Origin of the sequence: Bacillus arachidis (assembly GCF_030285945.1) — a bacterium.
Taxonomy (GTDB): domain Bacteria; phylum Bacillota; class Bacilli; order Bacillales; family Bacillaceae_G; genus Bacillus_A; species Bacillus_A arachidis.
In genome coordinates this window covers 4,848,832-4,865,190 of record NZ_CP127376.1, presented here as the reverse complement: position 1 = coordinate 4,865,190, position 16,359 = coordinate 4,848,832, and the positions used below count along the sequence as shown (strand labels likewise).

The 16,359-nt window shown below is 34.3% G+C and carries 13 protein-coding genes and 1 pseudogene; 7 read left to right on the top strand and 7 right to left on the bottom strand.

All coding sequences use genetic code 11. The annotated features are described in order from the left end of the window. Nucleotides 1-84 precede the first annotated feature (84 nt). The 3 genes and pseudogenes from QRY57_RS26675 (at nt 85) to msrB (ending at nt 2,332) form a co-directional block, all read left to right on the top strand. The gene (locus tag QRY57_RS26675) at nt 85-1,116 is read left to right on the top strand and encodes an AI-2E family transporter (RefSeq protein ID WP_026592126.1); all 1,032 of its coding nucleotides are present in this window, start codon (nt 85-87) and stop codon (nt 1,114-1,116) included. Nucleotides 1,117-1,366: 250 nt separating this feature from the next. Further along, nucleotides 1,367-1,891, top strand: a pseudogene (gene msrA / locus QRY57_RS27275) (peptide-methionine (S)-S-oxide reductase MsrA); the annotation flags it as partial. Further along, on the top strand, nt 1,880-2,332 hold the full coding sequence (msrB, locus tag QRY57_RS27270; protein WP_372440484.1) for a peptide-methionine (R)-S-oxide reductase MsrB: 453 nt from the start codon (nt 1,880-1,882) through the stop codon (nt 2,330-2,332). The pseudogene msrA and the gene msrB, both read left to right, overlap by 12 nt. A gap of 25 nt (nt 2,333-2,357) precedes the next feature. On the opposite strand, the gene QRY57_RS26665 is transcribed toward msrB, so the two are convergent. Next, entirely contained in the window at nt 2,358-5,468 is a 3,111-nt protein-coding gene (locus QRY57_RS26665; protein WP_286016544.1) for an efflux RND transporter permease subunit, read from the bottom strand. A 149-nt stretch (nt 5,469-5,617) separates the two neighbouring features. On the opposite strand from QRY57_RS26665, the gene QRY57_RS26660 reads away from it, so the two are divergent. Further along, on the top strand, nt 5,618-6,493 hold the full coding sequence (locus QRY57_RS26660; RefSeq protein ID WP_286016543.1) for a TetR/AcrR family transcriptional regulator: 876 nt from the start codon (nt 5,618-5,620) through the stop codon (nt 6,491-6,493). A 57-nt stretch (nt 6,494-6,550) separates the two neighbouring features. Here the strand turns inward: QRY57_RS26660 and abc-f are convergent, their stop codons facing one another. Further along, nucleotides 6,551-8,143 carry a ribosomal protection-like ABC-F family protein gene (gene abc-f / locus QRY57_RS26655; RefSeq protein ID WP_081811029.1) on the bottom strand — a complete coding sequence of 531 codons (1,593 nt, stop codon included), beginning with the start codon at nt 8,141-8,143 and terminating at the stop codon, nt 6,551-6,553. 129 nt (nt 8,144-8,272) lie between these two features. Between abc-f and QRY57_RS26650 the strand changes: the two genes are divergently transcribed. After that, the gene (locus tag QRY57_RS26650; RefSeq protein ID WP_026592121.1) at nt 8,273-8,845 is read left to right on the top strand and encodes a TetR/AcrR family transcriptional regulator; all 573 of its coding nucleotides are present in this window, start codon (nt 8,273-8,275) and stop codon (nt 8,843-8,845) included. Between the two features lie 56 nt (nt 8,846-8,901). Then, nucleotides 8,902-9,840 (top strand): SDR family NAD(P)-dependent oxidoreductase, encoded by a 939-nt coding sequence (locus tag QRY57_RS26645; protein ID WP_286017942.1) that lies wholly within the window; start codon nt 8,902-8,904, stop codon nt 9,838-9,840. 50 nt (nt 9,841-9,890) lie between these two features. On the opposite strand, the gene QRY57_RS26640 is transcribed toward QRY57_RS26645, so the two are convergent. The 4 genes from QRY57_RS26640 to QRY57_RS26625 form a co-directional block, all read right to left on the bottom strand. After that, nucleotides 9,891-10,712, bottom strand: a complete 822-nt coding sequence (locus QRY57_RS26640; protein WP_026592119.1) for a glycosyltransferase family 2 protein — start codon at nt 10,710-10,712, stop codon at nt 9,891-9,893. A 73-nt stretch (nt 10,713-10,785) separates the two neighbouring features. Then, nucleotides 10,786-12,240, bottom strand: coding sequence for an oligosaccharide flippase family protein (locus QRY57_RS26635; protein WP_286016542.1), 1,455 nt, complete (start codon nt 12,238-12,240; stop codon nt 10,786-10,788). Between the two features lie 57 nt (nt 12,241-12,297). Continuing rightward, the gene (locus tag QRY57_RS26630; protein WP_208016667.1) at nt 12,298-13,020 is read right to left on the bottom strand and encodes a LicD family protein; all 723 of its coding nucleotides are present in this window, start codon (nt 13,018-13,020) and stop codon (nt 12,298-12,300) included. Between the two features lie 232 nt (nt 13,021-13,252). Further along, the gene (locus QRY57_RS26625) at nt 13,253-13,765 is read right to left on the bottom strand and encodes an acyl-CoA thioesterase (protein WP_026592116.1); all 513 of its coding nucleotides are present in this window, start codon (nt 13,763-13,765) and stop codon (nt 13,253-13,255) included. Nucleotides 13,766-14,251: 486 nt separating this feature from the next. Between QRY57_RS26625 and QRY57_RS26620 the strand changes: the two genes are divergently transcribed. Then, nucleotides 14,252-15,556 (top strand): hypothetical protein, encoded by a 1,305-nt coding sequence (locus QRY57_RS26620; RefSeq protein ID WP_286016541.1) that lies wholly within the window; start codon nt 14,252-14,254, stop codon nt 15,554-15,556. Between the two features lie 143 nt (nt 15,557-15,699). On the opposite strand, the gene QRY57_RS26615 is transcribed toward QRY57_RS26620, so the two are convergent. Continuing rightward, nucleotides 15,700-16,338, bottom strand: coding sequence for a trimeric intracellular cation channel family protein (locus QRY57_RS26615; RefSeq protein WP_026592114.1), 639 nt, complete (start codon nt 16,336-16,338; stop codon nt 15,700-15,702). Between the last annotated feature and the right edge of the window lie 21 nt (nt 16,339-16,359).

Here is a 16,359-nt window from a genome sequence, read left to right as displayed (position 1 = left end):
TGAGGGAGGATAATAGGGGGAAGATAGAGAAAACCCACTTTTTAAAGTTTCACTTTATAGGACAGGAGAGATCACTCGTCGATTATGCAAATGAAAAACCTGTTTCAAAGCAAAGGATTTCAGAGGTTACTTGTATTACTCTTACTAGCCCTTATGTTATACGGGCTAAAAAGTATGTTTAATTTAATTTTAATTACGTTCATTTTTACGTATTTAATGGATCGATTCCAAAAGTTTATTTCTCGGAAATTAAATAACTTTATGCCGATTAATCGGAAAATTATTATAGCATTCTTATATGTACTGTTAGTTGGTGGGATCTCCATTACATTATTTAAATATCTACCAGTATTAACGGTACAAATTTCACAATTGATCTACCAGTTCAATGTGTTCCTTAAAAATCCACCTGATAATGAGATTATAAAGGCTTCAATTAATGCTATTAACCATATGGAGCTTTCCAAATATGTGGGGCAAGGTGTAGATATTCTTTATAAGTCCATTGCCAATGTCGGGAAATTTGGTTTGCAATTTTTACTTTCACTCATTTTAAGTTTGTTCTTCTTACTTGAAAAAGCTCGTATTGTAGCTTTTACTGCGAAATTTAAAGAGAGTAGACTTGCAATTTTCTATAACGAAATTGAATATTTTGGAAAGAAGTTTGCTCGTTCATTTGGAAAAGTAATTGAAGCGCAATTTCTAATTGCAATTGTTAATTGTATCTTATCAGTGATTGCGTTATGGATTTTAGGATTTCCACAATTACTCGGATTAGCGCTAATGATTTTCTTACTTGGTTTAATTCCGGTAGCTGGTGTAATCATTTCGCTCGTTCCACTTTGTATGATTGCTTATAATATTGGTAGCATTACTTATGTAGTGTATATTTTAATAATTGTTGGTGTTATTCATGCACTTGAAAGTTATGTCTTAAATCCTAAATTTATGTCGCAAAAAACTAATTTACCGATTTTCTATACATTTATGGTATTAATTTTCTCAGAACACTTTTTAGGTGTATGGGGACTGATCATCGGTATCCCAATCTTTATGTTTTTATTAGATGTGTTGGATGTAACGAGTGATGAAAAAGAAATGGATCTTGCTGAATAATAAAGTAGAAAAAGCATCGGGCGCCGATGCTTTTTCTTTCATATTGTCTACCTTTATATGCCATACTGTAGAAAGAATAAAGTGAAACTTTAATCAGTGGGGATTTTCTTCATCCTCCACTGATTATTAGTTGAACCAATCGGACCTTTACGGGCAGTTGATCAGCCACCTACCTTCCTTATTTCTATCTGAACCTTGAGGTGGGGACTTACTGCCCGTTAAGGCGGAATAAATAGTGAGGTGATGCAAATTGACTATAAATAAAAAAGTAGAGCTTGCTACATTTGCTGGAGGGTGTTTCTGGTGTATGGTTTCACCATTTGAAGAGATGGAAGGAATCATTGAGGTTGTTTCAGGTTATACGGGCGGGCATAAAGAGAATCCAACATATAAAGAAGTATGCTCAGAAACGACAGGGCACTATGAAGCGGTACAAATTACATTCGATGCAAATAAAATGCCATATGAAAAATTACTAGACATGTATTGGAGACAGATTGATCCAACAGATGTCGGTGGTCAATTTCATGATCGCGGACATTCTTATGAAACTGTAATTTTTTATCATAGTGAGAAGCAACGTGAACAAGCAGAAGATTCAAAAACGGCACTTGCTGAGAGCGGTCGTTTTTCTAAACCAATTGTTACAAAAATTCTTCCGGCTACTACGTTCTTCCCAGCTGAAGAGTATCATCAAGATTATCACAAGAAGAATGCTTTCCGTTATGAATTATACCGTCAAGGATCAGGACGGGATGCTTTTATTAAAAAACATTGGCCAAAAGATAATGCGCACTTAAAAGAACGATTAACAGATATGCAATTTTATGTAACGCAAGAAAATGGTACAGAACCGCCTTTTCAAAATGAATATTGGGATCATAAAGAGGAAGGCATTTATGTAGATATTGTTTCTGGTGAACCACTATTTACTTCTTTAGATAAATTTGATAGCGGATGCGGATGGCCAAGTTTTACAAAGCCGGTTATGTCAGCTAGTGTAAAAGAGAAACTGGATGTTAGTCACAATATGACGCGTACGGAAGTAAGAAGTAAGGAAGGAGATTCTCATCTTGGTCATGTATTCCCAGATGGACCAGGTCCAAATGGTCTCCGTTATTGTATTAATTCAGCGGCAATTCGCTTTATTTCGAAAGAGGAATTAGAAAAAGAAGGCTATGGAGATTTTCTCATTTTGTTTGGAAATAAAAAATAACCTCGCTGCGCGCGAGGTTATTTTTTTATTCTACAGTTTTCTTTTTAAATTTGCTGAGTACTTCATACACAATTGGAACGATAAGGAGTGTTAATAATGTTGAACTTGTTAATCCACCAATTACCGTTACTCCAAGGCCTTTAGAAATTAATCCACTGCCCTCAAATCCTAGTGCAAGTGGGATAAGGGCGCCAATTGTTGCGATTGCAGTCATTAGAATTGGACGTAAGCGTGTTGCGCCAGCTTCTAATAATGCTTCGCGCGTTGATAGGCCTTCGCGCTCTTTATGAATAACACGGTCGATAAGCACGATAACATTCGTTACAACGATACCGATTAACATAAGGGCACCAATCATCGCTGATACGCTTAATGTCTCACCAGAGATTAAGAGTGCAACAAGGGCACCGATAATTGTAAATGGTAGCGAGAATAGAATTGCGAGTGGTGCAAGGGCACCGCCAAATGTAACGACAAGAACGAAGTATACAATGGCAATCGCAGCTAAAATCGCTAAACCAAGTTGCTGGAATGATTCTTGGATATCCTTTGTAACGCCGCCCATGGTAACATCTACACCAGAGGGAAGATCCATTTTATCGACTTCTTTCTGAATGGCAGCAGATGCTTTTGAAACGTCATCGGATGTTAATTTTGCACTTACTTCAGCATAAACACGTCCATCGCGATGTTTTACTGTATTGGAAGTTTCACCTTCTTTTACAGTCATAACATCTTTAACGGCTACTTCGTTGCCAAGTGGTGTTGTAATTTTGCGGTCCGTTAAATCATTAATTGTTTCATAATCATGTTTTTCTGCTTCTACATAAACGTTAATATCTTTACCATCTTTTTTAATTGTTGTAAGAACAGGGCGATCATGTTGATTAGAAAGTCCTATTCCAATTTGGGCAGCGGTTAGCCCCATTTTACTTAGTTTTTCTTGATCTGCGACTAATGTGTATTCTGCGTATGTTTTTGCAATACTAGAGTCGACATCTTTCAAGTCTTTTTCTTTCTTCATGATACTTTGAATATCTTTAACGACAGGTTTGATGTCTTCTGAACTATCCCCGTATACGTATAGCTTAATTTCATTGCTACCGCCACTAGTCCCGAAGTCTTGGCTTTTCCATTCACCTTTTCCTGTCATCTTTTTCAAGTCTTTAATGACTTGTTCTTTCTCTTTTTCAAAGTTCTTCGTGTCATTATCATACTGGACGAAGAACATAGCTTGATTTGTTTTACCAGGACTCATTGGGTTTTCTCCGCCTAATGAGAATTGAATTGTTTTTACATCCTTTTTATCTTGGAAGTGTTTTTCAGCTTTTGTTGCTATCTTTTCAACGTCTTCTAATGTTTGTCCTGGTTCAGGATTATACGTTGCAATAATCATTTTTTCTTCTTCAGATGGTAAGAAACTTACACCGATAATTGGTACAAGTGCAAGGCTACCTACTAATAAAAGAACAGCGATGCTAGATGTAATGATTTTATGGTTTAATGCCCAACCAAGCACACGTTTATAGCCGTTTGCTAATTTGCTTGGTTTTTCTTCATGATGTGCTTGTTTTTCTTTCATGCTTTCCTTTTTAAATAAGGAATGAGCTAACATCGGCACAATTGTAATCGCTACAAGTAATGAAGCTAACAAGGCAAACACAATTGTTAAAGCGAATGGTAGGAACATTTCGCCGATCATACCTTTTACAAGTCCAAGTGGTAAGAAGACAGCAATTGTTACAATTGTTGAAGACATAATTGGAACAAACATCTCTTTTGTTGCTTCACGAATTAAGTCTTTTCCTCGTAATTTCTCCTCTGATAGGGACATACGTCGGTAAATATTTTCAATAACAACGATTGAATCATCGACAACGCGTCCAATGGCAACGGTCATTGCTCCAAGCGTCATCATATTAAGTGTAATATCCAGCTGTTTTAGTACTAAAATAGCCATTAATAAAGAAAGTGGTATAGAAATGACAGAAATCAATGTTGTTCGGATGTTTCGTAAGAACAACATAATAATGACAATAGCAAAGATGGCACCAAAGATTGCTTTGCTCAGCATTGTATCAACTGATTTCTCAATCGGTGCACCTTGGTCAAATGTTGAGATAATTTCTAAGTCTTTATATTTCTTTTCAAAGTCTTTTACTTTGTCTTTTACGGCATTTACGACATCAACTGTATTTGCATCAGCTGCTTTGACAATTTGAATGCCGATGGCTTCCTTACCATTTGTACGCGAAATAGATTCGGCTTTTCCGACTTCCTTAATATCAGCAATTTCTTCTAATGCAACAGTAGGGATCCCATTAGCTGTAGCTGGATTCATCTGTGGTGCTTGAGATCTAGCCCCTGGATTACCCTGACCACTTGCCGCTGAAGGGACGGCAGGAATCTTCATTTCTTTTAAAGCTTTAATTGTTGTAATATTACCATCTACAACAACGGATTTCTCCGTATCTTTAAATGTATAGAGTCCAAGTGGTAGAGATACATCAGAGCCTTTAATGATATTCTTAACAGTATCTTCACTTAACCCTAATTCTTTCATTTTATCTGTTTTAAAGACAAGTTGTACTTCATTTACTTGTTGTCCCGAAGTTTGAACAGATGCAACGCCATCAAGTCCTTTTAATCCTGGAACAATATTTTTTTCAACCTTTTCAGTTAAGGAAGCTAAAGATTCATCTTTACTTGCTACGCTTAATGAAATAACAGGAAAGGCATTAAAGTTTACTCGGGAAACTTTTGGATCTTGCACGCCTTCTGGTAATTTTATATTCGCAAGTGCTTCTTTAATTTCGGTTTCAGCTTTCTCCATATTCTTATCAAAGTCATATTCTACTTGAATAGAAGAGGCATTTTGATAAGAGGAAGAACTGACAACATTGACGCCGCTTAAATTCTGCAGTTGCTGTTCCATCGGTTTCGATACCTTATCGGCTACTTCCGCTGGTGTAGCACCAGGATAAACCGTTGTTACTGTTACAACAGGTGTTGTAATGTCAGGAATTGTTTCTAGTTTCATATTAAGTCCAGAATAAATCCCTGTCACGGTAACGAGAATGGTTAATAGCCAAACTGCGAACTTGTTTTTTAACGAAAAGTTAATAATCTTGTTCATGTTTGCGCTCCCTTTTTAACGTGTATTGACCGAATGGTCAGTCTAATACATAATATAACTGACCGCGTGGTCAGTCGTCAATGAAAAGGGATGGTATAATAAATTTAAGTTAAAACTTTAAGATGCGAGATTAAATTAGGAGAGAAATTATGAAAGAAAAAGAACGCTTAATTATAGAGATGGCAATGAAGTTATTTGCAACTAAAGGTGTAAACGCAACTTCAGTACAAGAGATTGTAACAGCTTGTGGCATATCAAAAGGGGCTTTTTATTTATATTTCAAGTCGAAAGATGAATTGTTATTAGCGACACTTAGATATTACTATGACAAAATCCACAACAAGATGATGACTATTGATGGAGAATCGTTACTACCACGTGAAAAGTTTGAAAAACAACTGCACTGTCAATTTAATGATGTACAAAAACATAAGGAATTCATTATTATGCACGCGAGGGAAAATGCAATTCCTTTTAATAAAGAAGTAGAAGCGTTTATGATGAGAGTGAAGCTCGAGTCACATGCATTTTATCGAAATAGTTTATTATCGATTTATGGTGAACAGGTTACCCCATATCTTTTAGACCTAGTTATTATGGTAGAAGGGATATGCAGGGGTTATTTAGAGTTGATTGTTTTAAATGCAACTGAAATAGATTTATTTTATGTTTCATCATTTATTTTAAAGAGAATGGATAATCTTGTAACAGGACTTATAGACTCTTCAGATGCACCTGTTTTGAATGAGGAAAAGTTAGAACAATTCTTTTGTAACTCGGAGCTTATTAAAGAGCAAGCAAAGGAACATTTTTTACAGGAAATTATTATGTTTAAACGCACATTGGCAGATCAGTTAGAAAATGATGAATTGTTAGTTACACTAGATGTTTTGGAAGCCGAAATGAGGTTGCCAAATCCAAGAATACCAGTGATTCAAGGAATGCTAGCGAACTTGAAATCATATGCTAATTTCAAAGATTTTCGGTTGAGGTTAGCAGGGTATTATCATATAAAAATCACATGAAATGGATAAATCCATCCATAGTAATAAAAAGGTGAACCACTGTGGTTCACCTTTTTATTAATTACTAGCTTGCGCCCATTCTTCTACGTTCCAAACTTTCGTTATCCAATCTTGGTAAAAGTCTGGTTCGTGGCATACAAGAAGGATTGTTCCTTTGTATGCTTTCATTGCTTTTTTCAATTCTTCTTTCGCTGTAACATCAAGGTGGTTTGTCGGCTCATCAAATAATAGCCAGTTACTTTCTTCACCCATTAATTTACATAAACGAACTTTGGCTTGTTCTCCACCACTTAATTGGTTTAGTGGACGAGTAATATGTTCATTTTTTAAACCACATTTCGCTAACATAGCACGAATTTGATGTTGGTCTAAACTTGGGAATGTATTCCATACGGCGTCAATAGGCGTTATGTTATCAGCTTTTACTTCCTGTTCAAAGTAGGCTGGTGTTAAGAAGTCACCAAGGCTTGTTTTCCCACTTAATGGATTAATTTTACCTAAGATTGTTTTTAGTAATGTTGATTTACCAACACCATTACATCCAACAATTGCAATTTTCTCACCACGTTCAATTGTCATTGTTAATTTTGGTAATAACGGATGTGTGTAACCAATTTCTACGTTCTCTCCTTCAAAGACAAAGCGGCTGCTTGCACGAGATTCTTTGAAAGAGAACTCTGGTTTAATCGCTGTTTCTGGGCGATCAATACGCTCCATACGATCAAGCTGTTTTTGACGGCTTTTTGCGCGGCCTGTCGTAGAATAACGAGCTTTGTTTTTCGCAATGAAATCTTCTTGCTTTTTGATGAATTCTTGTTGTTTTTGATAAGCGTTTAAATGTTGATTTTTATTGATTTCTGCAAGCTCTAAAAACTTCTCATACGTCGCTGTATAACGCGTCATTTTTGAGAATTCTAGATGGAAAATAACATCAACACATTTGTTCATAAATTCCGTATCATGAGAAATTAAAAGGAACGCATGTGGATATTCTTTTAAATAATTTGTTAACCATTGAATGTGTTCAACGTCTAAATAGTTAGTCGGCTCATCCAGTAATAATACTTCTGGCTGCTCAAGTAAAAGTTTTGCAAGCAATACCTTTGTACGTTGTCCACCACTTAGTGCAGAAACATCACGATCTAAACCAATTGCATCAATTCCAAGGCCTCGTGCTGCTTCTTCGATTTTAATATCTAGTAAATAGAAACCGCCTGCTTCAAGTGCATCTTGAATTTCTGCCATTTGATCAAGAAGTTCTTCTAATTCTTCTGGTGTAGCTGTCCCCATTTTTTCTGTAACGATATTGAGTTCTTTTTCTTTCTCAAATAAAGGTAGGAATGCATCTGTTAAAACATCACGAATTGTTCTGCCAGGTGTTAAGATTGTATGCTGGTCTAAATATCCGTAATCTGTACCAGGTGTCCACTCTACGCGTCCTTGGTCATGGATAAGTTGTCCAGTAATAATATTCATAAATGTTGATTTACCAACGCCATTTGCGCCAACTAATCCAACATGTTCACCTGCTAATAAACGCATTGATACGTCTTTAAATAGTGTGCGATCACCAAATGTATGACCTAAATTTTCAACTGTTAATAAGCTCATATTGTCCCCCGTCCATTTCAAAATAGTATCTTGAATCATGATACTAAATTCTTGTATATAATGCTATCCTTTCGAAATGTATATTTTTACAAGAATAGGGTTGCATATTTTTAAAAAAGGAATATAATGTAATTGAACAGTGGTTAATTAAAGTGTGAGGTATAAAAAATGTCACCAAGAAGAGCGGTTAAACAAGAGTTAACAAGAGAAATGATTATAAATGCAGCGAGAGATTTATTTATAAAACAAGGGTATCAGCATACTTCAATGCGTAAGATTGCGGGGGAACTAGGGTATAGCCATGGTTCAATTTATTATCATTTTAAAAATAAAGCAGAACTTTTTTATGCGATGGTTGAGCAAGATTTTCAATTATTGGATCAAAAATTGGATGAAACGATTGCTCAAAATTTACAGAGAGAAGAACAATTAAAAGCAGTTTTATTGGGTTTTATTGAATTTGGTCTACGAAATCAAAGTCATTATGAAATTATGTTTTTGATTAAAGATGAAGAATTAAAAGAATGTCTAGCAAATGAGCCAAATGCCAGTTATAACAAGTTTGCTAATGTTGTATCTTCCTTATGTAATGAGAAGGTAAGTATAATGACTATATGGTCTGTTTTTTTATCATTACATGGGTTTGTTTCACATTATTGTAGAAATGTTCAAACGTTTGAAGATGTACGAAATTTGGCTAATGCACATGTGGACTTCATTGTAAAATCGCTTCTTATGTAAGTGATTTTCTTTTTAACATTAATTGAACAATGGTTAATTAAAAGGAGGATATGATGATGAAAAAGGCGTTAGTATTGGGGGCATCTGGAGCAATGGGGTATGCAATTACAAAGGAGTTATGTAGTAGAGGGATTGATGTAGTTGCTTTTGCGAGAAATAAGGAGAAACTAGAAAAGCTGTTTTACGATGAGGAAAGAGTACACATAATAGCGGGAGATGTATTTAAGCGAGCAAATATAATGGAAGCTGCAAAAGGTGTAAATGTTATATTTCATGCTGTAAATATTCCATATTCAGACTGGGAGACCAAACAACCGGAGTTACTAAAGAATATATTAGAAACAACGAAATATTACGGTGCTAAATTAGCGATGGTAGATAACATTTATGGGTATGGAAGGCAGGGGCGAGAGAAGGTAACGGAAGAGGATGAAAAGAATCCACATACAAAGAAGGGGAAAATTCGTTTGCAACTTGAATTGATGGCGAAACAGGCTGGGGTACCAGTACTTATTGCTCATTTTCCAGATTTTTATGGTCCGAATGCGGAAAGTACACTTGTTCATCATACACTACAAAGTGTTCTTAAAAATAAAATATCTAGCTTTGTTGGGGATAAAGGGATTGCAAGGGAATATATTTATACGCCAGATGGAGCTAATGCTATTGTTGAACTAGCATTATGTGATGATGCATACGGACAAAACTGGAATATACCAGGATGTGGCGTAATTACAGGAGAAGAGATGATTGGGTATATAAGAGAATTAACTGGATACACAAAGCCTATAATGACTGTAAAAAAACGTATGATTAGAATGCTTGGCCTATTTGATAAACAAATGAAGGAGTTTGTAGAAATGCTGTATTTGATAGAAGAGCCAGTTATATTGAGTGGAGAAAAATATGAGAACTATATTGGTAAAATACCAATGACACCTTATTGCGATGGATTAAAGGAGACTATTTCGTTTTTGAAGAGGGAAACTAGATAAAAAAAAGAAGAGTAAACTGTTCTAATATTGAACGGCGCTCTTCTTTTTTTCTATTTAAAATATCCTCGAACGATTCCTTTTAAGCGATTTGCATGGAATTTACGTTTATCATTTGAAATGTTTTGTGTTATACGGAATGCAGCAGCTGCAACTGCACGTAAAAAGTAAGGGAAGCCATAATGTAAACGAATAACTCTCCCGAAACCGCCGGCATAGGAAATGGCTCTTTTTAATGATTGCTCATTAATCACTTCTTCTTTTACGGGATGGTATACGAATAAGTCTTTTCTAAATAGTCCGGTATATCCATTTTTCATACCACGCAGTACGAAGTCGGTTTCTTCACCAGCTCCATAAATTGTTCCAGATCCAACACCTAAGTCTTCATCAAATGTACCAACATCTTGTACAAATTGTTTCGTAAAGAATAGTGCAAAAGAAGGACCTATGAATCCATATTTATTATTTAACATAATATTTGTTTTTGGAGCATGTATTAATGATCCGGTTTTTTCAACATTTGTAGTGTTTGTCGAGACAAACTGAATATTTTTATTAGCATCAAATGTTTCGAGTATACTTTCTAACACGTTTGTTTCATAAACACAGTCATCATCTGGAAAAGCAATAATATCGCCATCAGTCACTTTTAACCCTGTATTACGGGCACGAGATAATCCTTTAATAGGGGTGTAAATATAATTGATTGCGAACTTTTCCTTATAATCTTCAAAGAGATCAGAAATTGGTGTATCGTTTTGGTCAACTACAATGAGCTCGAAGTTTTTATAAGTTTGTTTTTCTAACGATTTTAGTAAGTCAAGAATATCATCACGTCTGCCACAAGTGGCCATGATTAAAGAGAATTTCAATTATAACAGCTCCTTCAAGAAGGTTCATTTGTTCATATGAAGAAAAATAGTTTGTTTTCTTATTTCATCTACATTAAGCTCTTTTAAATCTTGTCTTCATTTTGTTTAATAGCATATAGAGAATTTCATCTTTCACTATGAATAGGATAAGTGCATAAGCTAATGCACATCCTAATATTGTAATGATAACTTGTAGAATTTGTTCCGAAATTACCGTATCAACTAAGAACGCTATTGGTAAAAATGTCAGTGAATAGAACATGTATTTTAGTTTCTGTATATCGAACAATGTGTAATTGACTTTTAATTTCTTTTTCACATAAATATACTCAAGTGTAATTAACAAACAGTTAGCGATTGTTGTTGTGAAAATTGCTGTTGCTGGTGTGAGTACGTGGAAATATATAAGTGCGATATTGGATGCAAGGTTTATGAACCCGCAAATGAATAAAAAGCGCACTAAAATGCTTTCTTTCTTTTTTACGTAAATAATTTGGTTTGATAAAATTGATTCGATCCCTACTGAAATCATATAAAATGCAAAAATAATTAATGTGTTACCAGCTCCAGCATATTCCTTTCCACCGTAAATGACAACAGCTTCATGAGCAATAAGCATTAATCCAATTGCTGCAGGAAATAGCGTAATAAAATATACTTTTGAAATTTTATTTAGTAGCGATTCATATGCTTCTTCAGTTGCGTTTCCTGACAAATAAGAAAGTCTTGGAATTGTAACTTGTACAACACTTAACATAAGTGTATTAATAATGGTCATAATTTGAAAGGCCATTACATAGAAAGCTACTTCAGCTTTTCCAGCATATTCTCCTAAAACAAAGCGGTCTAGTTGTGTGTATAGAATATTAGCATTTGAAAAAATGACAACTAAAAATAAAGGCTTTAAATGTGGAATAATTGTTAAATTGGAAAAATCAAACTTAACTTGGCGCTTCACATATATAAAACTAATAGTATGGTTTAAAAATGTTGATAGAACTAATAAACCGGCAAATTGCTTATAGTCGTCTGCTCCATGAATAAAAATAAAAAGAAGCACAACATAAATCAAACGAACAACAACGGTTTTCTTCGTAATGAAATCATAATTTTCATGTGCTTCATTAAACCATTCTACATAAAATAAATTTGAGATAAAGTTGAATCCGAAAATGAGAAGTACAGGGAATAAATCCTGGTTCCCGTATCCAATATAACTAAATAATAAAAAGGCTGTTAAAGCCAGGATACTGGTTGTAAAGTTAATCACATATAGATTCGTGAACAATTGTGAAACTTTCTTCTTATCGTTTTTCACTAAACTGATTTCACGTAATCCATATTGATATACACCAAATACAGCAAAAATGAAAAAGTAATTAAAAATAGTTTCAGAAAAATTAACGGTTCCCATTGAATCGACTCCGAGCGTTCGATATGCGTATGGACCAACTAAAATGGGAAGTATGATATTAAAGGTATTGAGCAATATTTTATAGAAAATATTTGAGACAAGTGACTTTTGCATGATTTCACCTTTCTACATACATGAAAGTTACGTCAGTATCTTTCATAATAAATTATATTAGTTATTAAAATAGATTCCTTTTGCATGTTCTATTGGAAGTAATTCAATGTTGGAAGCAGCGTTAGAAGAATCCCAATTTGCATTTTTAATCATATAATTTGGACCATAGTTGTCTATTAAATATTCTTCATAATTACTAGGAACAGTAAACGTTTCACCTTTGAACGGAATTGTTCTCATGCCTGTAAATGTAGAGATGGCTTTTTTTGTTTTCCAACCAGTTGAAATACGAGTGGTTCCTGAATTTTCAAACTTTACATTTTTACCACCTTCAAAGAAATAACACCATATTTTATGACTTTCTTCTTTAAAGTAGTAGAAGATATCAATGTATACGCCATTATAGACATATGTTTCCTCTACAGTCTTGTCGTCGATTACAAATGATCTTTCTTTTATAAAACCTCTTTTTTTCATTTGATCCTCAATAGCTTGTTTCATTTGTTCATCTACGTAAAAAGTTCCAACATCAATATCATCGTCGTGTCCAATAAAGTCTTTTTCACGTACAGCACCTAGTAAAGTCCCATAATCTAACCAAAATGTATGCCCTGCCGATTTAAATGCTTCTTGCATTAGAATGAGTGATTTTAATCCATGCTGCTCCATGTTTGCTCTTCTAATACGAAGTGTTTTATTCTGAGAATAATTTTGAATAACAGGGATTGATTTTACTTTTCTATAAAGTGAATGATTTTTAATACATTGTATAAGTTTCAAGAAATGTCCCCCATATTGAATAAATTAATATTGGTAATTCATAACGTCGGATATAAGTGTACCGCACATAAACTTTGTAAATCAACTATTGGCTAGGAAGATATATGATGTAGATTAGGAGGAATTATATGTTTTTTTGTAAGACAGAACGTTTATAGATATAGTTAAAAAAAATAGCGAATATAGTGGAACTATATTCGCTAAGGGAGTCATGGTCTTTTGGGAAGAAGTTTTATACATTCCAAGGTTTATTCAATGTTAATACGGCAGCCATTTCCTTACTTTTTAAACGATTATTTTTTCTGTTTTGTGCACGTTCTTTGCCTGTTTTATATAACCAATGTTCTTCTTCTGTTTCTGGTAGCACCTGAGGAACAGAAGAGGGTTTTTCATTTTCTAGTGCTACGAATGTGATGAAGCAAGTTGCAGCAATACGACGTTCTCCTTCTAATAAATTTTCTGCAACGACTTTCACAAACACTTCCATAGAGGATTTTCCAGTATAGCAAACGAATGCCTCATAACAAACGGAATCCGTTTGATGGATTGGAGTTAAAAAGTCAACAGAATCAATGGAAGCTGTTACGCAATGTTTTCTGCTATGTCTTGCTGCTGCAATAGATGCAATGCTATCAATTTCTGCTAATAATTTTCCGCCAAATAAGGTGTGATGATTGTTTAAATCATTTGGGAAAACACGCGTTGTTTTAATTGCTTTTGATTCTCTCATAAATTTCTTATCCATATAATCTACTCCTATTTACGTTTTCAATCAGAGTGGTACGCTCATTTCCTGTATAAAAAAGATTGATCTCTTCTATTGAATACTATTTGTTATTTAGACAATCGATATTCGATAAGAAGTTGATCTTATTAAAATAGAATAATGTTGCATTTCTATGCGGGTAACTGAAAGAAAATTTGTTTTGTATAGATTGTAGTGTAAAAGAGGTTTCGCTTACATTGCAAGTAAAAAAAAGAGTGTGCTATTTTTGTCATATATAGTGAAACTTTAATCAGTTAGGATTTTTTCATTCTCAATTGATTATGAATCCTTTTCAATTGGGTTTTTAAGGACAGTTTATCTCTCATTTAATCCCTCTATTTCCATTTAAATTTTAGGGCGGGGGTATTACTGCCCGCGAATAGAGAGATAAATTTTCTAACTGTCATGTGTCTATTCGTGATAGAATCGTTGTGTTATAAATGGAAATAGAGGTGCAATATACATATGAATCACATACAAACAGGATTTAGTAAAATGATTATTGGAACTATGCTTGCCTTTTTTGCTTATTCTTGCTGGAACGCTTTTGAGGGGAGCAAGCAATTATTAGGAGGAAGTGCCACGAGCGTAACGATTGTACTATCCATTTTCGTTATACTCTTTTTACTTCTCGCTTCTATTTTGCAATATCGATTTACGGATAAACAGTTTCTCATTTTTCTAATGAGTATGACAGTACTCGTTAGACTTGGGGCAGTTCTCTTTTTGGATACACCAGTTATAGGTGATGTGAGAGCCATGTATGAGACTGCAAAACAAGTTGCGCTAGGAAGCAGTAATATAACGGTGATTAGTCAATTACCTTTCATTATATATGAGTCAATATTGATTCGTGTGTTTGGCGATGCTACATTTGTTTTACAATTATGTAATATTTTGTATTGCATGGGCACGGCGTTTTTCATTTATCGAATTGCTACCATTTTATTTCAAGAGGAATGTGGTCGGATTACTGCAGTATTTTACGCGTTATATTTGCCTAATATTCTCTCTTGCTCATTGTTAACAGGAGAATCACTCTCTGTATTTTTATTTTACTGTGCGAGTTATATATTACTACATAAAGGATTGAGCCATTCTTACATATGGGTGTGTGCTGCGGTATTATTTGCTTTTAGTAATATAATTAATCCAGTAGGAGTATTTATACTTATTTTAGTACTTACGTATATTTTACTAGTAGAAATATTCCAAAGTGCAGATAAACAAAATATATTGTTAAAGGCAATAGGGATTTTAGTTGTATTTTATGCGACACATTTTAGTGTGAATTATGGGATTCAAGCAATGGGAATAAAACAGTATACGATTTCTAACAATGCATATGTGCAATCGGTTTTAATTGGGGAACAGCACAATAAACAAGAAACGGTTCAAACGCAAAGTTGGAAAGAACGTATGGATGAAACATTAAAGGCGTTTGAAACAGAAAGGTCAGCTTCTCTTAAGTCAAACATAGATCAACTATCATCAGAAGGAATGAATGGAGCACTGTTAAAGGGTGAAAATCTTCTCTTTATGGTTGTAACTTTATTTATGATAATTGCACTTTTACATTTCCTTATTCAAAAACAAAAGAGCGAAAGCTATATGTTATTCCTATTACTTATAACAGGATACATTGGAATGAAACTTTTGAATAAGGATATTGTATACGGTAGTTTAATTATACCGAGCATTTTTATTTTACAAAGTTTAGGTGTTTATATGCTGTCTTTCTATTGTCAAAAGCTATTTTTCAAAAAATAAAGCCATTCGTAACAGGATCGTTTTATCCTATATCTTCCGGGAGCATACTGAGGTATATATGAAAAGAAAACTCATCATAAAAATGGTGAGTTTTTTTATTTAGGCAATGAGTATAAAATAAAGAGAATTCGCTTTGAATTCTCTTAATGACTTTTATTAGCATTTGCCTTTGAATGTGTTTTAAAGAAAACTGGAAAATGTACATTATATATAACAGTAACTACACGTATGGTGAACGTTACTAGTAAACAAATATAAAAGGCTAATACGTGTGCACCCATTTCATGCGTAATAAGAAAACTAATTGCACCCAAAATAGAAGCAATGGCATAAATTTCTTTACGGAATACGTAGGGAATATCTTGAGCGCAAATATCACGCAAAATTCCTCCGCCAATACCTGTAATAACACCCATTGAAACAACTAAAAATGAAGCATCAACGTGATGCGACATTGCTGCGTTTGCACCAATAGCAGTAAAAACGCCTAAACCGACAGCATCTGAAAGCATAATTACAACTTGAAGTTTGTTAATACGTTCAAAAAACATACAAGTAAAAAGAGCGGCTAATACGCTGACAAAAAAGTAAATTGGTTGTACAAATGCAACGGGAGGGAGGTTACCAATCATAACATCACGAATAATTCCGCCACCGAGTGCAGTAGCTACAGCTAAACAAAGGACACCAAATAAATCTAAATCTTTCTTTAAACCCACTAATGTACCAGAAATGGCAGCGGCAACAATGCCAAGAAACGTAAATATTTCGATTAATAACATAGCTCTAATTCCTTCCCTTTA

What these genes read in the sequence shown, in the direction of transcription:
- QRY57_RS26645 (WP_286017942.1), top strand. Translation starts at nt 8,902, where the DNA reads ATGAAAAAGGCGTTAGTATTGGGGGCATCTGGAGCAATGGGGTATGCA.
- abc-f (WP_081811029.1), bottom strand. Translation starts at nt 8,143, where the DNA reads ATGATTCAAGATACTATTTTGAAATGGACGGGGGACAATATGAGCTTA.
- QRY57_RS26675 (WP_026592126.1), top strand. Translation starts at nt 85, where the DNA reads ATGCAAATGAAAAACCTGTTTCAAAGCAAAGGATTTCAGAGGTTACTT.
- QRY57_RS26620 (WP_286016541.1), top strand. Translation starts at nt 14,252, where the DNA reads ATGAATCACATACAAACAGGATTTAGTAAAATGATTATTGGAACTATG.
- QRY57_RS26615 (WP_026592114.1), bottom strand. Translation starts at nt 16,338, where the DNA reads ATGTTATTAATCGAAATATTTACGTTTCTTGGCATTGTTGCCGCTGCC.
- QRY57_RS26635 (WP_286016542.1), bottom strand. Translation starts at nt 12,240, where the DNA reads ATGCAAAAGTCACTTGTCTCAAATATTTTCTATAAAATATTGCTCAAT.
- QRY57_RS26625 (WP_026592116.1), bottom strand. Translation starts at nt 13,765, where the DNA reads ATGGATAAGAAATTTATGAGAGAATCAAAAGCAATTAAAACAACGCGT.
- QRY57_RS26650 (WP_026592121.1), top strand. Translation starts at nt 8,273, where the DNA reads ATGTCACCAAGAAGAGCGGTTAAACAAGAGTTAACAAGAGAAATGATT.
- QRY57_RS26660 (WP_286016543.1), top strand. Translation starts at nt 5,618, where the DNA reads ATGAAAGAAAAAGAACGCTTAATTATAGAGATGGCAATGAAGTTATTT.
- QRY57_RS26665 (WP_286016544.1), bottom strand. Translation starts at nt 5,468, where the DNA reads ATGAACAAGATTATTAACTTTTCGTTAAAAAACAAGTTCGCAGTTTGG.